25 protein-coding genes and 1 tRNA gene are annotated in these 21634 nt (G+C 57.4%); 3 read left to right on the top strand and 23 right to left on the bottom strand.

All coding sequences use genetic code 11. The features are described 5' to 3' along the window. Positions 1-8 precede the first annotated feature (8 nt). From egtD to CLG94_RS07290, 10 genes are all read right to left on the bottom strand, one after another. A complete protein-coding gene (egtD, locus tag CLG94_RS07335) occupies positions 9-980 on the bottom strand; it encodes an L-histidine N(alpha)-methyltransferase (protein ID WP_107562209.1) in 972 nt (323 codons plus the stop codon). Positions 981-1243: 263 nt separating this feature from the next. After that, positions 1244-2116, bottom strand: coding sequence for a phosphonate ABC transporter, permease protein PhnE (phnE, locus tag CLG94_RS07330; protein WP_107562208.1), 873 nt, complete (start codon positions 2114-2116; stop codon positions 1244-1246). Further along, positions 2116-3003: a phosphonate ABC transporter, permease protein PhnE gene (gene phnE, locus CLG94_RS07325; RefSeq protein ID WP_107562207.1), complete on the bottom strand. Its 888-nt coding sequence runs from the start codon at positions 3001-3003 to the stop codon at positions 2116-2118. The genes phnE (CLG94_RS07330) and phnE (CLG94_RS07325) overlap by 1 nt, the downstream gene beginning before the upstream one ends. Continuing rightward, the gene (locus tag CLG94_RS07320; protein ID WP_107562206.1) at positions 2954-3772 is read right to left on the bottom strand and encodes a phosphonate ABC transporter ATP-binding protein; all 819 of its coding nucleotides are present in this window, start codon (positions 3770-3772) and stop codon (positions 2954-2956) included. Before CLG94_RS07320 ends, phnE (CLG94_RS07325) begins: the two co-directional genes overlap by 50 nt. A gap of 14 nt (positions 3773-3786) precedes the next feature. Next, entirely contained in the window at positions 3787-4662 is an 876-nt protein-coding gene (locus tag CLG94_RS07315) for a putative selenate ABC transporter substrate-binding protein (protein ID WP_107562205.1), read from the bottom strand. Positions 4663-4940: 278 nt separating this feature from the next. Next, positions 4941-5180: a YMGG-like glycine zipper-containing protein gene (locus tag CLG94_RS07310; protein ID WP_107562204.1), complete on the bottom strand. Its 240-nt coding sequence runs from the start codon at positions 5178-5180 to the stop codon at positions 4941-4943. Between the two features lie 46 nt (positions 5181-5226). Continuing rightward, positions 5227-5613 (bottom strand): response regulator, encoded by a 387-nt coding sequence (locus CLG94_RS07305; RefSeq protein ID WP_107562203.1) that lies wholly within the window; start codon positions 5611-5613, stop codon positions 5227-5229. Between the two features lie 284 nt (positions 5614-5897). Next, complete coding sequence (locus tag CLG94_RS07300) at positions 5898-6098, bottom strand: hypothetical protein (RefSeq protein ID WP_107562202.1); 201 nt, start codon at positions 6096-6098, stop codon at positions 5898-5900. A gap of 219 nt (positions 6099-6317) precedes the next feature. Beyond that, positions 6318-8123, bottom strand: a complete 1806-nt coding sequence (locus CLG94_RS07295; protein ID WP_107562201.1) for a sensor histidine kinase — start codon at positions 8121-8123, stop codon at positions 6318-6320. 6 nt (positions 8124-8129) lie between these two features. Further along, a complete protein-coding gene (locus CLG94_RS07290) occupies positions 8130-9512 on the bottom strand; it encodes a sigma-54-dependent transcriptional regulator (RefSeq protein ID WP_107562200.1) in 1383 nt (460 codons plus the stop codon). 166 nt (positions 9513-9678) lie between these two features. Between CLG94_RS07290 and CLG94_RS07285 the strand changes: the two genes are divergently transcribed. Beyond that, positions 9679-10071, top strand: a complete 393-nt coding sequence (locus CLG94_RS07285) for a cupredoxin domain-containing protein (RefSeq protein ID WP_107562199.1) — start codon at positions 9679-9681, stop codon at positions 10069-10071. A gap of 415 nt (positions 10072-10486) precedes the next feature. On the opposite strand, the gene CLG94_RS07280 is transcribed toward CLG94_RS07285, so the two are convergent. The 11 genes from CLG94_RS07280 to CLG94_RS13005 all read right to left on the bottom strand — a co-directional run bounded on the left by CLG94_RS07280 (position 10487) and on the right by CLG94_RS13005 (position 18042). After that, on the bottom strand, positions 10487-11236 hold the full coding sequence (locus CLG94_RS07280) for an ABC transporter ATP-binding protein (RefSeq protein ID WP_320414616.1): 750 nt from the start codon (positions 11234-11236) through the stop codon (positions 10487-10489). A gap of 94 nt (positions 11237-11330) precedes the next feature. Continuing rightward, positions 11331-12149 carry an ABC transporter permease gene (locus CLG94_RS07275; RefSeq protein ID WP_107562198.1) on the bottom strand — a complete coding sequence of 273 codons (819 nt, stop codon included), beginning with the start codon at positions 12147-12149 and terminating at the stop codon, positions 11331-11333. A 48-nt stretch (positions 12150-12197) separates the two neighbouring features. Beyond that, positions 12198-12404: an FmdB family zinc ribbon protein gene (locus CLG94_RS07270; RefSeq protein WP_107562197.1), complete on the bottom strand. Its 207-nt coding sequence runs from the start codon at positions 12402-12404 to the stop codon at positions 12198-12200. A gap of 21 nt (positions 12405-12425) precedes the next feature. Next, on the bottom strand, positions 12426-12623 hold the full coding sequence (locus CLG94_RS07265; RefSeq protein WP_107562196.1) for a ubiquitin-like protein Pup: 198 nt from the start codon (positions 12621-12623) through the stop codon (positions 12426-12428). A gap of 20 nt (positions 12624-12643) precedes the next feature. Beyond that, on the bottom strand, positions 12644-13150 hold the full coding sequence (locus CLG94_RS07260) for a MogA/MoaB family molybdenum cofactor biosynthesis protein (RefSeq protein WP_107562817.1): 507 nt from the start codon (positions 13148-13150) through the stop codon (positions 12644-12646). A 155-nt stretch (positions 13151-13305) separates the two neighbouring features. Further along, entirely contained in the window at positions 13306-13860 is a 555-nt protein-coding gene (gene folE / locus CLG94_RS07255; RefSeq protein ID WP_239993165.1) for a GTP cyclohydrolase I FolE, read from the bottom strand. Positions 13861-13940: 80 nt separating this feature from the next. Next, positions 13941-14570: a DUF4398 domain-containing protein gene (locus CLG94_RS07250; protein ID WP_107562194.1), complete on the bottom strand. Its 630-nt coding sequence runs from the start codon at positions 14568-14570 to the stop codon at positions 13941-13943. Between the two features lie 49 nt (positions 14571-14619). Then, positions 14620-15858 (bottom strand): diphosphate--fructose-6-phosphate 1-phosphotransferase, encoded by a 1239-nt coding sequence (pfp, locus tag CLG94_RS07245; RefSeq protein WP_107562193.1) that lies wholly within the window; start codon positions 15856-15858, stop codon positions 14620-14622. Positions 15859-16170: 312 nt separating this feature from the next. Next, positions 16171-16245 (bottom strand) — tRNA-Gly (locus tag CLG94_RS07240). A gap of 70 nt (positions 16246-16315) precedes the next feature. Beyond that, complete coding sequence (locus CLG94_RS07235) at positions 16316-17860, bottom strand: tRNA nucleotidyltransferase/poly(A) polymerase-related protein (RefSeq protein WP_193450642.1); 1545 nt, start codon at positions 17858-17860, stop codon at positions 16316-16318. Next, on the bottom strand, positions 17857-18042 hold the full coding sequence (locus tag CLG94_RS13005) for a hypothetical protein (RefSeq protein ID WP_133174661.1): 186 nt from the start codon (positions 18040-18042) through the stop codon (positions 17857-17859). Before CLG94_RS13005 ends, CLG94_RS07235 begins: the two co-directional genes overlap by 4 nt. 298 nt (positions 18043-18340) lie before the next feature. On the opposite strand from CLG94_RS13005, the gene CLG94_RS07225 reads away from it, so the two are divergent. Both CLG94_RS07225 and cysE read left to right on the top strand, forming a co-directional pair. Then, complete coding sequence (locus CLG94_RS07225; protein ID WP_239993164.1) at positions 18341-18544, top strand: DUF1858 domain-containing protein; 204 nt, start codon at positions 18341-18343, stop codon at positions 18542-18544. Continuing rightward, entirely contained in the window at positions 18541-19263 is a 723-nt protein-coding gene (gene cysE, locus CLG94_RS07220; protein ID WP_275666223.1) for a serine O-acetyltransferase, read from the top strand. The genes CLG94_RS07225 and cysE overlap by 4 nt, the downstream gene beginning before the upstream one ends. A 490-nt stretch (positions 19264-19753) precedes the next feature. On the opposite strand, the gene CLG94_RS07215 is transcribed toward cysE, so the two are convergent. Together CLG94_RS07215 and CLG94_RS07210 are read right to left on the bottom strand one after the other, a co-directional pair. Beyond that, complete coding sequence (locus CLG94_RS07215) at positions 19754-20626, bottom strand: hypothetical protein (RefSeq protein WP_107562188.1); 873 nt, start codon at positions 20624-20626, stop codon at positions 19754-19756. A gap of 529 nt (positions 20627-21155) precedes the next feature. Continuing rightward, positions 21156-21634, bottom strand: a 479-nt coding sequence (locus CLG94_RS07210) for a helix-turn-helix domain-containing protein (RefSeq protein WP_275666220.1), incomplete at its 5' end; no start/stop codon positions are given.

Raw genomic sequence — 21634 nt, 5'->3', positions numbered from 1 at the left:
CGGGATGATCAAGAGGCCAGGAAAAGACAAAATTGATCCCGAGGATCGCTAAAGTGACCAAGAACCTGAAATCCGTGGCGCGTGAGCAACGATTCCATTCCCGACTGGGAGTACTTGTAGCAGTTTTCTGTGTGGATCGTTTCATCCTGGCGAAAATCGATGTCAAGGTTCAGATCGCCGATCCTGACGCGTTGATTGCGTACACTGACCAGGTTCATCTCTATTCGGCCACGCTCGTGATTCCACACCGCCCGGTGCCGAAATGTTGCCAGATCGAAGTTTGCAGATAACTCACGATTGAGCCGGGCGAGAATGTTGAGATTGAACTTCGCGGTGACGCCTTGGGCATCGTCATAGGCTGCTTCAAGGACAGCCGGGTCTTTGATCAGATCAACGCCTAGCAGGAGCCGATCCATCGGACGAAGATGGCGACGGAGCATCGTGAAAAACCGGGCGATATCTTCTTCCGTGAAGTTGCCGATAGTGGATCCAAGAAACGCGACTAACCGAGGTCCGCTTGCGTGTGTGGTAAGGTAGCCAAGCCCATCGGCAAATTCGGCCGCCACCCCCACAACCCTCAGGCGCGGGTAGTTGTCCAATAGCTGTCGGGTTCCATTCTCCAATCCGGCTGGCGAGATGTCAACGGCATAGTAGGTGAGATCCTGCTGCCGAGCCAGGCATGACTCGATCAGATATCGGCTCTTCGTGGAGCTGCCGCTACCCAGTTCGACCAGCGTGAGGTCCGATGGACAGCGCCCGATGATGTGAACAGCGTGCTGCTTCAAGATGGCAGTTTCGGTTCTGGTCAGGTAATACTCTGGCAACTCGCAGATTTGCTCGAACAGGGCGTTCCCTGTCGGATCGTAGAAGTATTTGCAGGGGAGCCACTTCCTGGGCGCGGTGAGTGCCTGCCGGATATCGTCGGCCAGCGTGTCCAGAGCGTTCCTTAGCGTAATGCAAGTATATCGTTCATTTTCCATGATGTTACCTCAAGTCTGCTAGTGTAGTGCATCCAGCGCTGTTTTACACAATCCGTTCGCCCTGAGCCTGTCGAAGGGTGAAGCATTTCAATGAGTTCCGTTCATGGATTCGACAAGCCTGCCCTGAGCCTGTCGAACTGCTCACCGCGAACGGATTATAAAGGTATTTGTGAGACACTACACTTGACGCGTGATACCGTGATTTGATCCCGCTGTCAAGGAGAAAGAGAGAGAAATGGTCGGTCGCGGGCATTGATGAATTGTTAGGCAATTCGGCTCCTTATGGAGGCGCTGAGGGCGTCGACGGCCGTCACAATGAGATAGATCGCGATGATGAGGGTGAGCAGGCGATGCTCTAGAAAAAGACTGATGGCGATCTGGATCTGCTGGCCTAGCCCCCCCGCCCCGACGTAGCCGAGGATGACCGCCTCCCGGATGTTCACCTCCCAGCGATACAGGGTATAGGCGACACACTCCGGCAGGACCTGGGGGAGGATGCCGTAGAACAGGATCTGTAACCGGCCGGCTCCGGTCGCCTGCAGTGCCTCGATCGGCTGGGTCTCGACATTCTCCATCACCTCTCCAAACAGCCTGCCCAAGACTCCGCCCGTGTGAATCCCCAGAGCGAGCATCCCTGGGAACGGGCCGAGGCCGATCGCAAAGACGAGGATCAGCGCCCAGACAAGATGGGGGACGGTCCGGAGGAGGTTAAGGGTAGCCTTGGCGATGAGGTATAGGGCGGTGCGGAGCGCTCGAACCCACGGACGGTGCCGCTCCATCTCGAACAGCAGCCCGGCGAACATCAGGTTGCGACTGGAGAGGAAGACGAGGGAAAAGGCGATCAGAACCGCCAGGATCGTCCCGAGAAACGACATGGCGAAGGTCTCGAGGATCCAGTAGCCGGTCTTGAGCAAGAAGTCTTTGGATAGATCAGGCGGAAAGAGTCTCTTGGTGTAGGTCAGGATCTGGGATGCACTCTCCCCGCCCAGCAGTCCGCGCAGCGAGAACTCGGTTCCCACATAGCTCCAGGCCATGAGGATGAGGAAGCCCGCGAGGAATATCAGATTGGGGGGGGAGAGGAGATCGCGCCTCTTCGCTCCAGCGTGACCCGTGGCCCGCGTAGGGGTATGGACCATCAACCGCGCTCCCGGCCAAAAATCGCGCCTCTCACCTTGGCGCTCAAGGCATCAACTCCCGCCACCATCACGAACAGGATCGCGACCAGGGTAGTGACCTGGTTGAAATTAAACATTCGCATCGAGATCTCAAGCTGTTGGCCGATCCCCCCCGCGCCCACGAAACCCAAAATCGCCGATGCCCGAATGGCGCACTCCCAACGATACAGGGTGTAGGACACCAGGTTCGGTAAGGACTGTGGCAACAGGCCATACAGGAGGATGGTGAGCCGCGAGGCCCCAGTCGCCTGGAGCGCTTCCAAGGGCCCCGGATTCACATGCTCCAGGATCTCCGAGTAGACCTTCCCCAGCATCCCCGCATAGGAGATCGCAATCGCCAGGACACCGGGGAACGGACCTAGCCCAACGGCCCGGACAAACATGAAGGCCCACACGAATTCAGGGATAGTCCGGAACAGGCTGAGGATCGCCCTGGCCAGTAGATACGATCCCTTGTGGAGCATTGCTTGCGGGCGAGAGCCGGCGAGCTCTCGTTCGTGCAGAATACCTTTGAATGTGAGCGAGCTTGTCGCAAGAAGGCCAAGGGGGAAGCCGATGACTACGGCGATGACGGTTCCCATCAGAGAGATCTGAATGGTTTCCAGGATCGGGCGACCCAGCAGACTCAGGAAGTTCCAGGATAGGTCTGGCGGGAACATGCCGGTGACGAACTTCCAGATGTTCCGGCGTCCCTCAGGCTCGAAGAGCAGCAGTGGTTTCACCTGGGCAAGCTTATAACTTCCCAGGAACGTCAGGACGAACAGGACGGAATAGACGATCTGGAAGGTGGAGAAGCGCCTAGCTGGTAAGGTGAGGCTGGCAGGAGTAGAGGGAACGTTGCTTTGCACGGATGGAGGCCTCCTCTTCGGCTGTCTCGGTCTGACTTCCGGAGTACAGCGCTGTCAGATGGTCATCTGTTACCGCTGGGGCTGCCAGATCGAACGACATCTTTCCATCCTTCAGCCCGATCACTCTGGGGAAATGGGCCAGCGCCAGATCAACACTGTGGAGGTTCATGATGAGGGTTTTGCGGGTGGTCCGGCTCAGATCGATCAGCAGCTTGACGATTCCGGAGGCTAGCGCGGGATCCACTGAAGAGACCGGCTCGTCGGCCAGGATCACCTCTGGATTCTGTACCAGCATGCGGGCAATGGCGACCCGCTGCTGCTGGCCGCCTGAAAGTGTCTCGGTCCTGTCGTACAGCTTTTCAGCGATGCCGACCTGTCTGAGCGCCAGGGAAGCGAGATCGACCTCCGTCGGTCGGATCAGGGAGCGCACCGCCTGCCAGGTGGACCAAGTTCCCAGTTTGCCTGCAAGCACGTTATGAACGACCTGTAGGCGAGGGATCAGATTGTGCTGTTGGTAGATAGTTCCGATTCGGCGTCGGACCTCTCGTAGCCGCCGTCCGGAGAAGCGGCCGATGTCCAGTCCGTCGAATAACAGGCTTCCCGATGTTGGGGGGATCGTGAGATTCAACATCCGGAACAGGGTCGTCTTGCCGGCTCCGCTTGGGCCGATCAAGGCCACCCGCTCGCCCTGTCGGATATTCAGATCAAGATCGTCTACGGCGACGATCCGGCCGGCGAATACCTTAGAGACTCGATCGAGCATATACATGGGTTCTAATGGTGCTACTGAAGCAGCCCAGCGGCGATCGCTGCATCTTCAGCCGGCTTGAACTGCTCGACCTTGACGCGGACGTATCCCTTCGTACGCTGAAGGTCCATGAGGGCTCTATCCACTGGGTTGCTATAGTTGAGCTTCGTGAAGGCGGTGGCGATCTTTTCTACGAGACTGCTGTCCAGATCGCCCCGCACGGTCCAGACATAGTCGATGTAGGGGGGTGTCGTCCAGAACACCTGCACCTTATTGAGGTCAACCTTTTTGGCCTGAACGAGCTTTTCCCACACTGCCTCATTCAAGGCCCCGGCGTCAACTTTTCCGCTCTCTACCCAGAGGGCGGTGGCATCGTGAGCCCCGCTGAAGCTGAATTTCGCGAAGTCTTTTTCGGGGTCTATCCCATTCTGCAGAAGGAAATAGCGTGGCATGAGGTGACCTGATGTCGAGCTGACGCTTCCGAAGGAGAAGGTCTTGCCCTTTAAGTCGGCCAGGGTCTTGATGCCGGTTTCCGGCCTGGTGATGAATTTACTGTGAAAGCGCAGGTCCTCTTCCCGGCTCACCAGCGGGATCGCATTGCCTGTCCGCTTTCGAGCCTGGACGAAGGTAAATCCGCCGTACCAGACCATGTCCAGCTTCTTAGCCGCCAGGGCTTCGACGGTGGCAGCGTAGTCCACTACTGGATAGTATCTGACCGGGATGCCCAGTTCTTTGCTAAGATACTCAGCGAAGGGCGTATAGATCCGCATCAGTTCAGTCGGGTTCTCGTCCGGGATAGCCGAAACCCGCAGCTCTTTTGGCGCTTCAGACCAGGCAGGACTTAGCAATCCGAGGCTAGCCACAACAGCCACCAAACTTGACAACCAGACACAGATCCATCGATGGCGCATGAAAACCCTCCTGAAGGCTAGGCTTCTCGTCTGTCATTAAATAGGGTAAACGATGAGTCTAACACTATCGGCTTAAATCCTATAAGTCAAATTGTAAAATCCTATTATCTTGGCTAAGTTAATTGGTCCGCTTTCTGGCAGTAACAAGACGAGGATGGAGGAGTTGAGGAAAAAAGACGGCCTCTCCGACTCGGGAAGGGGAGTCAAATCGGAGAGGCCGTAGAAACCGAATGAGCAGTGGGGTGATGGGGCCAGTACTTGAAGTCAGTGCCCGATGCTCACTTCAGCGATTTCTTGATATCATCCCACATGGCGCCTGTAGCCGTTCCTATCGCTCCGCCCACAATGGCGCCGGTAGCCGGACTACCGGCCATGACGCCTACGACAGCCCCACCGGCCGCGCCAATGGCGCCTCCGCTCAAGGCACGCTGCTGACGCGTCGACATCCCGGCGCACCCCGTGGTTAACCCGAGCACGAGCACCCCTAACGCGATCCGTTTGGACATTGCTCTGCTCATCTGGCTTGTCTCCTTTTGTCGAGTTGTCGAGATAGCATTTACCTTGCTATGTTGACTTTGCTGTTTGAACACATGTTAAGAGCTCGTTAAGCTTGAGAGGCTTTGGCAGCATCCTTGTAATCCCGGCTTGCGCCACGATCTCAGCGTTAAGCTCGTAGAAGTCGCCTGTGATCAGGATGATAGGTGTAACTGTATCGGACCTGCGGATCACCGCAGCCATCTCGATGCCAGTCATTGCAGACATTCGGTAGTCCGTTAGGATGAGGTCGAAGTGGCACCCGTCCAAGGCGTCCAGCCCAGCGCGACCGTCTGGTGCTGTTCGCACCTCGAAGCCCACCCTCTCAAGATAGTCTGCTAACAATTCCCGCAGCGTACAATCGTCATCTACGACTAGGATCTTCTGCCTTGCATCGTTCAACCGTTGCGCGCTCATTGTCCCCTCCTCCTCTCTTTCAATAGGAAGGGCAAGTGGCATGCCATTAATCTGGGCTCGACTACATAAACGTTTACCCCCTTTAAACATAGCGACTTACACTATGGCGTGCGACGTCCGATAGCCTCAATCGTTTCCGGCGGGAGGTCAGAGCTGGGGAGTTGGCGAGTAAAGTTTTCTCTGGGGATGGGACGGTGAAGCGCTGAATAACCTGAATTCTAAAGGATCGCGTGCCTGAAAGGGGCGCTTACCAGGTCAGTACGAGGGGGGGTAATTATTACTCGTCAACGAACGGCCTTGGAAAGCTCGCTAGACAGAACTCGCGCCTTTTGGACCAAATTCGTGGCCTGTTGGAAGTCCTTGCTCGTAAGCGCCTCTCTGGCCTGCGTAAGAAAGCTGTGAATGGTTTGGTAGGTTTCCCATTGGTCGGCCTTCAGCTTCTGACGGTCGATCGACAGCAAAGTCCGCTCGACTCCCCGGCTCATGGTATTGACCTCCTCCGTCAGTTGCGTCTCACGGTCAGAGCTTACCTGGGGGGATAAGCGTGGTGTTGGTGGCTCCTGGCGTGCGGGGCGTGCGGGGACGTGTGGCGGAGGCGTTGGCGTGAATACCGCTTGAATCTGGGCGCACCCAGCCGTCAGAAAAAGGCTCAGCAATGTGACGATCATCTGTGAGGCCATTATTGCTAAACCCTTTGCTCCAAGCTAAGAGGTAGGAAAGCTGACCGTCATCGTGGTCCCTTGCCCCATCTTCGAGTCCACCTCGATAGTCCCACCGTGCATCTGAACGATCCGGTAGACCAACGAAAGCCCGATCCCATTTCCATCCGTCTTGGTAGTATAATAGAGACGGAAGATCTTGTCGAGGTCCTCAGGAGGGATGCCTACCCCCTGATCGATTACGTGGGCACAGATCCTGCCCTCAGCGGTCCGGTCTGTCGTAAGGGTTACCGTTCCTCCGTCTGGCATAGCCTGACAGGCATTCAGGACTAGGTTGAGGAAGGCCTGCCGAAGTAACTCATGATCGGCGTTGATCGGAGGAATCTCCTCATCAAGACAAAAGCTGAACGCGATCCCCCGAGACGTTCCTTGTGCTTCGGTCAACTGGGCGACCTCCTGCAGTAGCTTGTTCGGGTCCAGAGGGCGAAGCTCAAGGGTCTGAGGACGGACAAAACGAAGAAAGCCCTGCACCACACGGTCGAGGCGATAAATCTCTTTCCCCAGCACGTCCAGGCTTCGAGCTACATCCTCCGTAGGGCGGTTGAGCTTCTGTTTTAACAGCTCGAGATGAATGATCATGGCGTTCAGTGGATTTTTGACTTCGTGGGCAACACCCGAGGTGAGCTTCCCAAGGTCGGCTAGCTTTCGAGAATAGTCCACGAGCGACTGGATCTGTCGGAGCGGTTCGGTGTTTTTTAAGAGGATCATTCCCCCGACCACACCGTTCTTGTCCAGGATTGGGTAGGCGGAGGCCAGGATATCAAGGGGTGTGTCGCGGTCGCCCGGCACCGTAAGCGCAAGGTTTCTTACCGGCTGTTGGCGCAGGAAGACTTCGCCCACTGCCTCGGCTAAGGGGTGAGCCTCCCCCAGGATATGCCCCAACGATTGACCGACAGCATTCATGAGGGGGCAGGCCAGCAGGGCCTCGGCCACCGGATTGGCGAAGATGACCGCCTGCTCTCTGTTCAGCAGAATGATGGCGTCTTCGAGGCAATGCACGATCCCTTCCAGCCTGGTCTTTTCACTCATCAGGGAGGACCGGTCCTCCTGGAGCTGGCGTCCCAGGAGGTTGAGTTTTTCGGCAATCTCCCCGACTTCATCATGACGATCAAACGCGACTGGCGTGTCGAACTCGCCGCGCGCCATCCGGTCAACGCCTTGGGCAATCTGGCGCAACGGCACCAGGACAAGGCTGGAGAGGCCAAAGGCCACGGCCCAGGCCAGCGGGAAGGTGAACAGCGCCAGTAGCAGGCTCCCCCAGATGGCGGGTGAGAGTTCGTTCCACAGGAGGCTTCCAGCCAGCCCGAGTCGGATCGCCCCGAAGGGCCGGTCGTTGAGGCTGAGAGGCAGCGTCGTCTCAAATACCTGGCGCTGGCGGGCTAGCGCCAGGAGCTGACGAAGAGGGTTCATCTCCTGCAACTGTTCGATCTTCGTCCGGGATGGGGCCTTGTGCCCTTCGTGGGAACGCTGGCTGTGCATGAGGACTGTATCCGAGCGATCAGTGATCATGGCATATACCAGGTGCGGGGAATAGCCGATGCTGGCATCGAGAAGCGCGCGGAGCTCTTGGTCATGTCGCAGAGCAACCTCTGGACGGCTCCCCCGTGCACGAGCCATCACCCGAGTGCTGCCGGAGAAGATCTGCTGAGCCTGCAGTTTGCCCTTTTCCGCCGCATGCTGAACGACCAGGCGGGTAGTAGTCGAAATGTGAACAACTAACGCGAGCGAGACGATCAGGAAGACCAGAAGACTGATGCCGAGGATTTCCTTGCCTCGGATGCCGAGTGTCATGTGGACTTATTCCTGGGCGTTAGCCAAAGTGGAGGCTTCTTCCCGATAGCGGGCTAACTTGTTGTGCAGCGTCTTCAGGCTGACCCCAAGGATCTCCGCAGCCCGGGTCTTGTTCTGGTTCGTGCGTTCCAGCGTTGTGAGAATCAAGGCTTTTTCTGCCGCATCAATCGTGATCCCGACGGGGATGTTGATCTCCGGGGTCGGCCCAGGACGCTGACTGGGGAAGTTCGGCGGCAGATCGGCTGAGGTGATCATGTTTCCCTGGGCCACAAGGACGGCCCGCTCCAGCACATTCCGAAGCTCCCGGACGTTGCCGGGCCAATCGTGCCTGGTTAGGAGCGCGAGCGCTTCTGCGTCCACGCTGCGCACCGCCGTACCATATTTCTCTTTAAACTCCTCGATAAACGATCGGATGAGGAGTGAGAGGTCCTCGCGCCGCTCCCGCAGGGGTGGGAGGTGGACACTGAACACGTTCAGCCGATAGTAGAGATCCTCGCGGAGCAATCCATCCTGGACAGTTTGCGCCGGATCCTTATTCGTTGCGGCGACCACCCGGACATCCACGTGGATTTCCCTGGCTCCGCCCAGCCGCCGAAAGCTGCCCTCCTGAAGGATCCGGAGGAACTTGGCCTGGGTGGAGACCTTCATCTCCGCGACCTCATCAAGAAAGATGGTCCCGCCATCCGCCAGCTCAAAGCATCCCATTCTCCGCTCGGTAGCGCCGGTAAACGCTCCTTTCTCGTGACCGAAGACTTCGCTCTCCAGCAGCGTTTCCGGAATAGCGGCGCAGTTGATCGGGACGAAGGGGCTTTGCTTCCGTGGGGAGAGGTCGTGAATCGTCCTGGCCGCCAACTCCTTTCCGGTTCCGCTTTCCCCCCAGATGAAGACCGGCGCAGTGCTAGGCGCCGACAATTCAAGTAGTCGGTAGACCTCCTGCATAGCACGCGTATTGCCAATCAGTCGGCCGAACCGGCCCAGGTGACGGACCTGGTGGCGCAGCAGCTTGACCTCCTTCAGCACAGCTCCACGCTCGAGCGCTTTCTCTACAAGGACGCGGAGTCGCCCGACATCGACCGGCTTGGTGAGGTAGTCGTAGGCCCCTTCTTGCATCGCCTGGACCGCAGTCTCGATGGTCCCCTGGCCGGTCAAAATGATCAGGGAGGGGAGGGTAGCGTCATTCTTGAGAGTTCGCAGCAGCGTGAGGCCGTCCATCTTTGGCATGACGAGATCAGCGATGATGAGAGAGGGCTGCAACTCGGCCGCCTTCTCCAGAGCCTCCTGACCGTTAGCAGCGGCAGTGACCGTGTAACCCCAACTGGTGAGAAGCTCCTGGAGCCCCGCTCTGGAGGCAGGTTCGTCCTCTGCGATTAAGATCTTTGTTTTTGCCATAGTGATTCCGAGAGAAAGGGTTTTCGATAAGACAGCCTTATCATAGGGGCCTTTCCAGATTTTGGGAAGTATTGTTCGACAACCGTACTTGAAAACTTCTACAGTCCTGTGGTAATGTGCGACATCAGGATACGAAGCGCAGGGAGGCTCAAAAATCAGTAAGCTCATGCAGCGATTCTGGATCTGGTCATTGACGTCTTCCGTCATGGTCCTGACGGGCTGCGCAGGGCTTTTTCCTGAGATCGTCTCTTCAGCCGGGGCCCCCGCCGAAGCGAAGCGGCTTTCCTTCACGATGATCGCCCGCAACTACCGCTGTGAGCCCTCCGTTATCGTGGTAGACCGGGAAGGGAGATCGGTGCTGGTCAAGGTGAGTATCTGGAGCGACGGTGCCAGACACGTCTTTTCTATCCCCGATTTAGAGATCAGACGCTATCTCGATCCGGGTCAAGAAACAACCGTTGAGTTTCTGGCAGAGCGTTCAGGGGTCTTCGACTTCGGCTGCACTAGGTTTCCGCTGATCACCCCACTCGACCACAAGGGCAAGCTGGCCATCAAATGAGGTACGGCAGTGAGGAGGTCATGCATGCTGAACTGCTCCATTGCCGAAGGACCCATTCTTACGATCGACTGAGGCGCGCTCCACTGTCAAGACAAGCATAGGGGTTGGTTAAGGTGAGAGTAGAGAGGCTGAGCCGGGGTGATAACCCGAGATAGATCTCGATGGGGTGCGATAGAACCGTCCTTCATTCTCGTCGATGGTCGATACCCTGCGGCTTGCCGCGAGTTCGTCATACCGGCGGAAGCCGGTATCCAGCGGGCCCGACTGGATTCTCCCGTATCCAGTACGGGACAGGCCCCGTATCAAGTACGGGGCAGGCGTGTCACGCACGAAATGACGGGCCAGAACAGAAGACGCTACCCCGCAGCTTGCCGCGGGGTAGTTCATTTGGTAAGCGATACACCATGCATCGTCGCTAGCCTGGGGATGACGGGGCGCTGCGCTTGTTGTATTCGGCCACGACCTTGTCGGTTGGGCCGACGGCGATGGCTTGTCCATGATGTAAGCAAAGGGCTCTATGGCAGGTATCCTGGATCAGCTTGAGATCGTGGGAGACCAGCAGGATCGTGGCGCCTTTGGCCTTGAACGTTTCCATGCGTGCCTCGCACTTCTTCTTGAAGGCGGCGTCCCCCACCGAGAACAGCTCGTCGATCAGCAGGAGGTCCGGCTCCGCATCGGTGGCAATCGCAAACCCGAGGCGTGCAGACATCCCGGACGAATAGTTCATCAAGGGGACATCGATAAACTCCTCCAGCTCCGCGAACTCGACGATACCGGTAAATCGCCTTTCCAGCTCTTTCTGCGAAAACCCCAGAAGGGATCCATAGAGGAAGATGTTCTCTCGCCCGGTCAGATACGGGTCGAACCCGGCCCCTAGTTCGATGAGGGGGGCGATCCGTCCCCGTACTACGACACTTCCAGCAGAGGGCGGGATGATGCCGGCGATCACCTTCAGGAGCGTACTCTTTCCTGCCCCGTTCGCCCCGATGACACCGAAAATCTCTCCTGAGTGGACTGTAAAGGAGATCGCTCGAAGGGGCCAGAACTCATCCCGTTCGCTCTTACGCCCTTTCACCATCTGAATGACGTACTCCCGTATTGACCGAATTCGCTCTCGATGCAATAGCAGACGAATGGATAGATCTTCAACCGCCAGGACCGGCAAACGTCCTCGTGGAGATACTGGGGCTGAAGTCTGAAGGACCTCGACTGCCTCGGAAGTCTGAACGAGTTGAGACACTGAGCCGCTTACTCGTCCTTCAGACATAATGGATGAATCGAGATTCGAATCGGTGAAAGACGATCCATCCGACGGCGAGGATTGCCAGCGAGAGCGCGAGCCCGGAGACCAGCGCGATCGCTGCCGGCGCTGTTCCCATGTAAATGGGAGCTCGGAGAGATTCCAGAAGACCGTACATAGGATTGAGGTGGAGTAGGAGCTTGAACTTATCTGGGATGATCTCCGCAGGATAGAAGATCGGGGTGGCGTAGAACCACGCTAGCAGCCCTGCCTCGTAGAAGTACTTCACGTCCCGGAAGAAGACATTGAAGGTTCCCAGGAGTAAGGCAATGCCTAAGGCAAAACAGGTCAGGCTCAAAAGGGGGACCGGCAGCCACAGGAGGTTCAGACTGAAACTCGCTCCAAGAGCCATCATCAAGACAAAGAGTGGGACCAGCGTAAAGACAAAGTTCACGATCTGCGAAACAACGGCCGCGACCGGGAAGATCGCTTTGGGAACAAAGACCTTTCGGATGATATAACCGTTGAGGACGACGCTGTCCAGGCCCCTGGAGGTTCCCAGAGAGAAGAGGTTCCACCCCAGCAGGCCGGTGAGCACATAGAGCGGATAGTGCGGCTGGTTGCCGAATAACCTGGAAAAGACCATCGTAAAGATGACCATAGCGAGGAGGGGATTCAACACGGTCCAGGCGAACCCAAGCGCTGACCGCTTATAGCGAAGTTTGATTTCCCGAATGACGAGCTGGCGGAGTAGCTCCCGAAACCGGAGGAGGGTGCGGATGGGACCGGTGGAGGAGTGATCTGATACGTATATCCCTCGGACGGGGTTGGTTGCCATTAGTACAGCCTTACCTCGGGCACGCCGAGGTCAGTTGGCACAGCTCCCTCACCCGCTTGGCGCACAACTCGATCCCGCGCTACCCAGGGTACCAGAGCCAATGACCTTGCGCTCGCCTTTAAAGCTAAAGGCCGAAAACTGCTTTTCTACAGCCGCCCCTGGGCAGCGTGGACATTCTATTGAGGCATCGCGATCTAAGACGAGTTTTTCGAATACCTGACTGCAGTTCGTACAACGATACTCGTAGATAGGCATACGTGACTCCACCCTGCAGGGTTATTCTCCGCCGCGCTGGACGTAGCTTTTTACGAACTCCTCAGCGTTCTCCTCAAGGACCTCGTCGATCTCATCCATGAGCTTGTCAAGATCCTCCTTGAGCTTCTTCCCTTTTTGTACGGTCTCGGGATTCGGCTCGGCCGCCTCAGGTGAGGCATCGCCGGCCTCGCGCTTTTGCTTTCGTTCCCGCTCCGCCATGTCTTACTCCTTCACCCGTCTCACCGAGACGCCTCCCAGACGAGGTGTTGTACCTCCGGTATCAGGAGCTTCGTCATGGCGAGACGGACTGCGTCCACTGATCCCGGGAGGGCTATAATCACCTTTCCTTTTGCCGTCCCGCACAGGGCGCGGCTCATCAAGGCGGCGCTTCCGACCTCGTGGAAGCTCAGGCTTCGAAACAGCTCGCCAAAACCGGGTAGCACCTTGTCCAGTAAAGGACTAATAGCTTCAATCGTTTGATCCTTCTTACTGAGCCCGGTCCCACCGGTCATGACGATCAGATCGACCTCCTCTTCACACAGCTTCTTGATGACCTCCCTCAGGCCTTTAGGATCATTCTTCAAGATCATCGAGGCGACCTGGTAATGCCCGGCCTCATTCAGCAGCGATTCAATGAGCCGACCTGAGTGGTCGTCTTCCGACTTGCGACTATCGGTGATACTGAGCCTGACGTATCGGATCGGCCCAACCTTCTTTGCCTCTGTATGGTGATCGTGAGCGCCCATAGGTTCCCCGATGAGATTAAGTCTCTGTCCAGCCTGGTAGAGTTCCCGCTCAATCTGTAATATAGTGGAATAATGGATTCCGGTCAATGCGGGCAGCCGCAATGGGTTGTGTTCCGTAATCGTACTCCCTTACCCTTGGAGAGAGATCAGTTCCTTTATGTTGCGTGCGACCGGATCAACTGCATGAACTCGTTCCGGCTCTCGATCCGCTCGCGGAAGATCCCGTGCATTGATGAGGTTACGGCCTTGCTATTCTGTTTCTCTACGCCGCGCATCATCATGCAGAGGTGTTGGGCTTCCATTACGACGGCCACCCCGCGTGGTTGTAGGGCCTCCAGAAGGGCGTTCGCGATCTGAGAGGTCAGGCGCTCCTGCACCTGGAGTCGGCGACTATACATCTCCACCAGCCGAACCAGCTTGCTCAATCCGACAATCTTACCGTCCGGTAAGTAGCCGACGTGGCACTTACCGAAAAAAGGAAGCAAATGATGCTCGCACAAGGAAAAAAAGTCGATATCCTTGACCACGACGATCTCGTCATAGTTGTCCTGGAAGACCGCCTTGTTCAGGACATCATCCACCTGTTTGCCGTATCCGGATGTGAGGAAGGCTAACATCCGCTCTACCCGCTCCGGGGTCTTGACCAATCCTTCCCGATCGGGATCCTCGCCGATTTCCTTCAGCAGATCCCTGACTAATCGCTCGATCATTCTTCTATTCTCCGCATGACTAACATCGGCGCCTTTGACGCTAAACTGCGAATGCTTTGAAGCCTCTGGTAAAATTCCTGCTATGGCGCCGGCGTGGCCTGCCCTTCGAGCGTCAATGTGTGTAGCACAGACTCTGCCCGCGCCCTCGCCCTGCGGGCCTCTTTCCTCACGGCTTCCATTGCGCCCAGTTCGCCCAGCAACTGCTCCCGCAACGGGGTAAAGCTTCGGTTGACATCCGTGTTAAAGGTATCGGCGACCTGCGCTTTGATGGCGGTGATCTCTCGGTCGGATTTTACCTCTATCGCCTTCGCCCCGGCCACCTTCGCCTGGTACTGTGCCTTCTCCGCTAGCAGGCTGACCGCCTCCCCCGACTTCCTGGCGCTGAACAGGTGAGTATCCTGCTTCGGCTGTGCCTCAGATCTGAAGGTTTTTGCCTCATCCTTGGCCTGCGCTAAATAGTTCAGGGCAAGGGCGAACTCCCCCGGAGCATAGATATCCGCCTCGAAGTCCCTCGCCTCCTGGATGGCTTTGTTCGCCTCTTCTAGCGCCTTGACGAAAACGATCTCTTGCGCATCAGCCAAGCCTGTCCTGAGCCACGTCGAAGGGCCTGTCCCGAGCAAAGCCAAAGAGCCCGTCCAGAGCGTACACGGAACCAGCACGACCACCACGCCGAAGACCATGCGGTGAATGCTTCGCCTCCAGTATCTCATTGTGCTGACTCCTTCGCGAGAAACATACTCCTCCTGGTTACTGCAGCTTCTATGAGCGTCGATCGCCAAGATAACTAAACCGGCTTACGAATTCAGCCTGATCGAGGCGCCCGCCATGCGCGAGCGTCTCGATCTGCCCTGGCGTCTCAAAGTCTTGAGGCTCCAAGCGGATCATATAGGCCCGGAGCGTCCGATACGACTCGGAGTTGATATCAACGTACCGGACACGGATCTTCCCTGTCCGATGATCCAACATCTGCTGAAACGGGATTGGGACCATCTTCCCCCCCTGGATGGTCACCATGGCCTCCGTGTGACCGTCCAACAGAAAACGGGTGGCCCAATAGCCAAGACCGCGGCAATATAGGATATCCAGTGCGCCGGGTGGAGCGCAGCGGAGCTCATAGCCAAGATCTTTAGCTACGATCGTCACATCGACACCTCGCGCGCGAAGGCTTTCAGTAACCCGCTCTTTCAGCACTCGCCCCAACACAAGCTCCGAGAGACGGACATTCCCATAACCGTCCCGCTCAACCGAGCCGAAATCAGCAGGATCAAGTTTATCGGCCAGCCCTTCGCTCAGAATCGCCAGGCCGTACCCCTTCCCGGAGGCGCGCCGCTTGATGATAGCGCCTTCCAGGATGTCAACCAGCGTCTGAAGGGGGATCCTCGGTTCTGGAAACTCCTCTCCGATGACCGTTAAAGTGGCGCCGGCAGAGCCTCCTATGCCAAGCGCCAGATGGCCCGCCCGTCGGCCCATCACTGTGACGAAGAACCAGCGATTCGCCGTCACCGCATCCTCCATTAGATTCTGAACGATCTCTTTGCCCAGGTTGCAAGCCGTCGTAAAGCCAAACGTCGCCACCTCCTGCGGGAGTGGGAGGTCGTTGTCGATCGTCTTCGGCACATGCGCGACGGCGACTCGACCCTGCACGGCTTCCGATAGCCGACACGCCGCGAAGGCGGTGTCATCACCCCCGATTGTCAACAGGCATGACACCTCCAATTTGTTCAGCGCCTCGACCACATTTCGGAGCGCATCCGGGGATTTGGTCGGATTCTCCCTGGCCGTTCGAAGGATAGAACCCCCTTCGAAATGGATCCGAGACACCTCATCGATTTCGAGCTCTATCACGTGGCTTACGTCGCCTCGTGCAAGCCATTTGAACCCATCGTAGAAGCCGAGGACGCGTACCCCATGGTTGCGAGCCTCCATCGTCGCAGCAGCGATCACGCCATTAATGCCTGGCGCGGGGCCACCTCCAACCAGTATGCCAAGCGTTTTCATGAGGCCCCCCTCGACGGGAAATCAGCAACCAGCAATCAGCAATCAGCTCTCAGCAACACGCTGAAGACTGACGGCTATAACCCGAACGTGTTCAGTGTATGAGCAACAGGACTCGGCGTCAACCGAACTCACTCAACCCGGCAGTTCCGCTTTGTAGGGGCGGGGTTTATCCCCGCCCGTTACGAGAGGGCCTACAGTCCTCCCGTACAGTGCCACGCTTACAACCCAGACCAAGCATAGGGAAATCCTTGGAGACTTGAGGGCACTTCAGAAGCTGAAACCTGACCGCTGATGGCTGAACGCTGACCAACGTGGAGCGGGAGACGGGACTCGAACCCGCGACGTTCAGCTTGGGAAGCTGACATTCTACCGCTGAATTACTCCCGCGCCCTCTTCTGTCTAACAAAAGCACTCACGCTTGTCAATGGTTTTGACGCGCATATTTTTGGCGCGTGACTCAAGAGGGTCGCACCTCGAACGACTGCTGCCACGATACAAGATGTTCCTGGACGTAAGCCAGAGCATCCTCGCGGCTGTTGAAGAGCCCAGTCGCCTGAGCTTCCCGCAAGCGATCAAGTACGTATCCCAGGAAAGGGCCTGGCACAACGCCGAACATCCTGATCAGATCGTCTCCTCGCACGATGGGCTTTACCTGGCTTGCCATGAACTCGGCTCTGTAGAATCGGAACGCCTCGCGCAGGAATACCTGATGCCGGCTGAACTCCTCGGCTTCCCCACCGATCGTGGCCAGCAGATCCGCCCAGGAGTGCAACAGCACAACGGGGGCAACATCACCCAGCTCCCGGAAGAAACGATACTGCGCACTGGCGGTGACCGTTGCCAGACTCGAGAGATGGATCGGCCGCAGATGATATCGCTCGATGTTGGTTACGAGGTTTGTTGCCCGCCGACCCAGGCGAAGGCGTTCGCATAGGCGAGTGAGGACTGGCAGACCGGCCTGCTCGTGCCCCAGGAACCGGACTCGACCATCTGGTTGTATGCTCCGAGTCTCCGGCTTGCCGATGTCGTGCAGGAACCCCAGCAGCTTGAGGATGGCGGCCTCGGTGACGCCAGCCTCGATCTCCAGGCCGAGCCGCTCGCGTAACCAGAGGGCGTCTTCCGGAAAGAGCTGCTCAAGATTCGTGAGCAGCAGTTCGACAGACCGAAGCGTCTGAAGCGAGTGTTCCCAGAGGGGCAGACGATGCGGCATGCTTGCCGGAACTGATTTGAGCGCCTCTACCTCCGGGACCAGCACCTTCAGAAGCTGCAGGACGTCGAGGTGCTCGATCCAAGGCGTTGCGGGGACCGTATCGAGGACCCTGAACAGCTCGTCTCGCAGACGCTCCCCGGCTACTGTTCCGAGGAGCGATGCGCGCTCGACGATCCACTGCCGAGTAGTCTCCTCAATAGTGAAGCCAAGCTCTGCAGCCAGGCGAATTGCCCTGATCAGGCGAAGCGGATCGCGATCGAATGCCGATGGGGCAAGGGCTCGAAGGCGCTTTTCCTTTAGATCGTTCAGCCCACCCGCCGGATCAATTAAAGACAGGGTGTCGGGTGTCGGGTGTCGGGTGTCGAGCCTCACGGCCATGGCATTCACCGTAAAGTCGCGGAGAGCCAAATCGTCTTCGATTGTCTCGCCCTTCGATCGACTGATGTCGATCTGGACGATCATCCCTGCAGACCTGTCCTCGACCCCGATCGGGGATCTAACGATGGCCCGAACCGTCTCTGGTTCGAGGCGAATGAGGCTGCCTTCCAGGGCCGTGACCAGATCGCGACCGAACAGTTCCGGTTTCCCCCAGATCACCAGATCGAGGTCGATCCGCTTCGCCCTGCCACGCCTGTCATTAGCCACGTCGAAGGAGCCAAGCAGAAAATCACGCAGGTACCCACCGACCAGATACAGGGGGCCCACCCTGCCGCCGGCCGCGACCGCCTGGACAGCCAGAAGGTGCGGATCGCGCCCCAGTTCGTCCAAACCGAAGAGTGACGCCGATGTCATCGGGCAGAGGGACAGAGATTGGAGGGGAGACGGTCGTCACGCGCGGGGGTATGCGTCTTGCGGGTCTTTTGGGAAAGGATGGCAAGGATCAGGCCATCGAGTGGATTGCTCAGAGCCCTGCGCGCCTTCTTAGAGCCATAATGGCGCTCCAGGGCCGCGTGAATCTTAGCTATCAGATTCATTGAGGCCACCCCGGGGTCTTCGTCGGTCGCGATTGCGGATCGAAGGCACAAGAGTTGCTCCCGTTCCCCATTCCGAAATCGGCAATCTGCAATCCGTGAGGATGGAGGCAACGGCAGGCTACCGGACCTCTGGCTGGAAGTCAACAGCAATCGCCCACGAGAAAAATTCGCTTGCCATGATTGATTCTAGCCTTATATGATAAGCTTGCAGTTGAACCGAGGAATCGCTGACGTTGCCCTTGTGTATAAGTAGCCGGCATAAGGCAGACCAGCGGTTTCTCCGAAGGGAGGCAGGTTGATGAGGATCACCGCAGAGATGAAGATTGACAATGTGGTGCGGCAATACCCGGAGACCGTCCAGATCTTTAACCGCTATGGCGTCGCCTGCCTGGGGTGCTCTGCGGCTGAGTACGACAATATCGCTACCAGTGCCCAGGTCCACGGGGTCAACCTTGACCAGCTCCTGCGGGAGTTGAACGAGACCGTAACCATCCGAAACTGAATCGCGAACACTGCGTGTTCACAACACTCAAACGAGACATCCGAGCGGCCCTTGACCGAGACCCAGCGGCTCGCAGCACGCTGGAGGTTCTCGTGTGCTATCCTGGCCTGCATGCCTTGTACTTCCACCGCGTCGCGCACTGGTTCTGGAACGGCAACCTGAAGACTCTCGGACGCTTCATCGCGCACGTAGGCCGATTCCTGACCGGGATTGAAATCCATCCTGGCGCGAGTCTCGGGATGGGTCTCTTCATCGACCACGGCATCGGGATCGTCATCGGCGAGACCACTGAGATCGGTGAGGGTGTCACCATCTATCAGGGCGTGACACTGGGCGGCACCAGCCTGGAGAAAAAGAAGCGCCATCCGACGATCGGCAACGGTGTCGTGATCGGTGCGGGCGCCACAATCCTTGGGCCGATCAAGGTGGGAGACAACAGCCGTATCGGCTCAGGCTCCGTGGTGGTGAAGGAAGTCCCACCGAACTCACTCGTGGTGGGTGTGCCAGGGCAGGTCATCTATCGCGACGGCAAACGGGTCTCGCAGGCAGTTGACTTGGAGATGGCTGATATGCCGGATCCCGCCCAAAAGGCGATCCGGTGCGTCCTGGAACGTCTAACAGAACTGGAAAAGGAAGTCGGGACCCTCAAAAAGGAGTTGACGTCCTCGCCTGCTCATTATGCGCCTCCATCAAAATACCATTCTCCTCGAAACGAGTAGTCCGTCACTTCTGGAATAATCCCACATTCTTCCGGCTCTGACTTCCTCCCTTTTTTGTTCTTCCGGTTTTAGCGTGAGTATACTGGGAGCTCAATATCCCTTCCGGGGAAGAGGGTAGCTGTGTTCCTCCCCTTCGAGGGGGGAGGATGAAGGTGGGGGTGAACGGAGGCCTTCGGACCGTCACCCATAGCGTCTCTTGGGCTGCGTGGGCGATTGCTTGTCACCCGCTGACATAGTGCATGGCGCACGCCCCCCACCCGCCCCCCCGGATCGAGTCCGGGGCAGGCTCTCGGTGGGGGGAGGGGATGCCGGAAGAACCATTAAGGTGCTAGAAGGTAACTACAAGGTGTTTAGACTGAAGGCTGAAGGTTCTAAATTATCTCGCAAGGCACGAACCGAGCCATTCAAGACCTTTTCGGAGTTTTGCATGATCACGCATGACTTGCCCCTAAAAGCCTTCAGCTTTCAGCCTATCTATCTTGCAGTTACGTTAGAAGTTGATCCCGACATAGCCACTAGTGGTGAGGTGCTTAAGATTTTCGTCCGGAATATCAGGACCCCAGTAGTATCTGGCGTCGATACCGAGGCTGAGTCGATTGTTCCAGAACAGACGTTCAATCCCTATGCCGGTGACCCCGCCTATGCTGATGTTGGTGATGGCCTTGTTGACAGGCGTGTTCACATTAAAGGTCAGGCCGACGGGGATGATCCATGGCCGATAGGGGGCCAGCCAGGGCCGGATGGAGCCCAGGTTGTCGAAGCGGAATTTCGGGGCGATACCTACGGTCAGAATGTTTTCTAACCCCTTCCCCTCCGCGAGGACCTTATCCGGTGGAGTTTCAACCTTAGCACTGGAATCACCTGTTGTATGCTGAGTCTGAATGTACTCGACATAGATCTCCCCTAAAAGCGTGCTATTGAAGATCGTCATTAAGGGGAGGTCCAGCCCGGCTCCTACGTTAAAGCCGTTCCTGTCATCGGGGTTGTCCTGGGCCGTCAAGAGGGAGTTGCTCCGCGGGCTATCCATGCGGGCATATCCACCCTTGAAGAAGACCTGACCGCCCAACAGCTTGGGGGATTCTGCCTTCGCCGCCATCTCAGTCTTTATCTCTTCCTTCATGACTTTCAGCTTTTCGTCCACGGGGCGCTGAATTTCCACCTGCATCTTGGTTTCAAGGGCCTCCAGACGCTGCTGCATCCGCTTTACCAGTGTATTCTTGGTCTCGACCTCCTCCCGCAACGCCTGCAATTCGTGCTTGAGTTGGCTCATTTCATTCCGCGTCTGTGCCTCCGCGCTCCCTATCAAGGGTGAAAGCAGCGGTGTCAAGAATAGTGCAAGTACGGCCCAGCCCAGTTTGCGCATACGCATCCCCCTCCAACTCTTCACCGTTCACATTCCCTTCGTCAGATGTGATCGCTCTTTCGACAGTGGAGATCCATCAATGAACCCCCAGTAGAATGAACTACCCCGCAGCAAGCTGCAGGGTATCGTCTTCTGTCCTGGCCCGTCATTCCGTGCTTGACACGCCTGCCCCGTACTTGATACGGGGGAATCCAGTTGGGCCCTCTGGATACCGGCTTCCGCCGGTATGACGAACTCGCGGTAAGCCGCGGAGAATGAACCCCCAGTAGATTCAACTGACATCGAACTGCACGAGTTGCCCGGTCTGGTGCAGGTCGTACTGTCTGATGCTGCCCACAATCACGCAGCCGATGGCGAAAAAGTTACCCCTTGTGTGGATTGCGATCGACATATGGCGCCTCCACACCATCCTTCGCGCAGATACTTGAAGGTCAATAACCGTTGATGCTACCACGCCAGCCTGTCCTAGTGGGGACTTTTTTGTCGTTATTCCGCCCCACACTGCGACATCTGTCGCACAACAGGTGTCCTAGTCCGGAGCAATCAACATCTGTCGCTTCAGCCCAAACTGTTCCAGCTTCCGGTACAACGTGCTCCGGGAAATACCGAGTTGATGTGCCGCCTGGGACAGGTTCCCCGCACACTGCTGGACGATCTGGCGGATGAGCTGGCGTTCGGCCTGGGCCAGCCACCCGGTCGAATCGGGTCGGTCGGCCGGCAGCGCCTCTGCGCGCACCATACGAATGGACGCCGGAAAGTCGTCCCACCTGATCTCCGGGTGTTGCAACAGGACACCCACCTGCTGCAACACATTCCGCAGCTCCCGGATGTTGCCGGGCCATGGGTATGGGACCATCGCCAGATGGCGCAGGGCGTCCTCGCTGAAGTGATGCCCGTGACCTCCTTCCCGCTGCCGGCTGCGTACTTTGTGAGGTAGTGATGCGCGATCAATTGGATATCTCCCGTGCGATCTCGCAGGGGCGGCAGTGGAAGCGAGATCACGTTCAG

Origin of the sequence: Candidatus Methylomirabilis limnetica, assembly GCF_003044035.1 — a bacterium.
Classification (GTDB): Bacteria; Methylomirabilota; Methylomirabilia; order Methylomirabilales; family Methylomirabilaceae; genus Methylomirabilis; species Methylomirabilis limnetica.
Note: the sequence above shows the minus strand (reverse complement) of the source record. Positions and strands in the feature narration are given on the sequence as shown.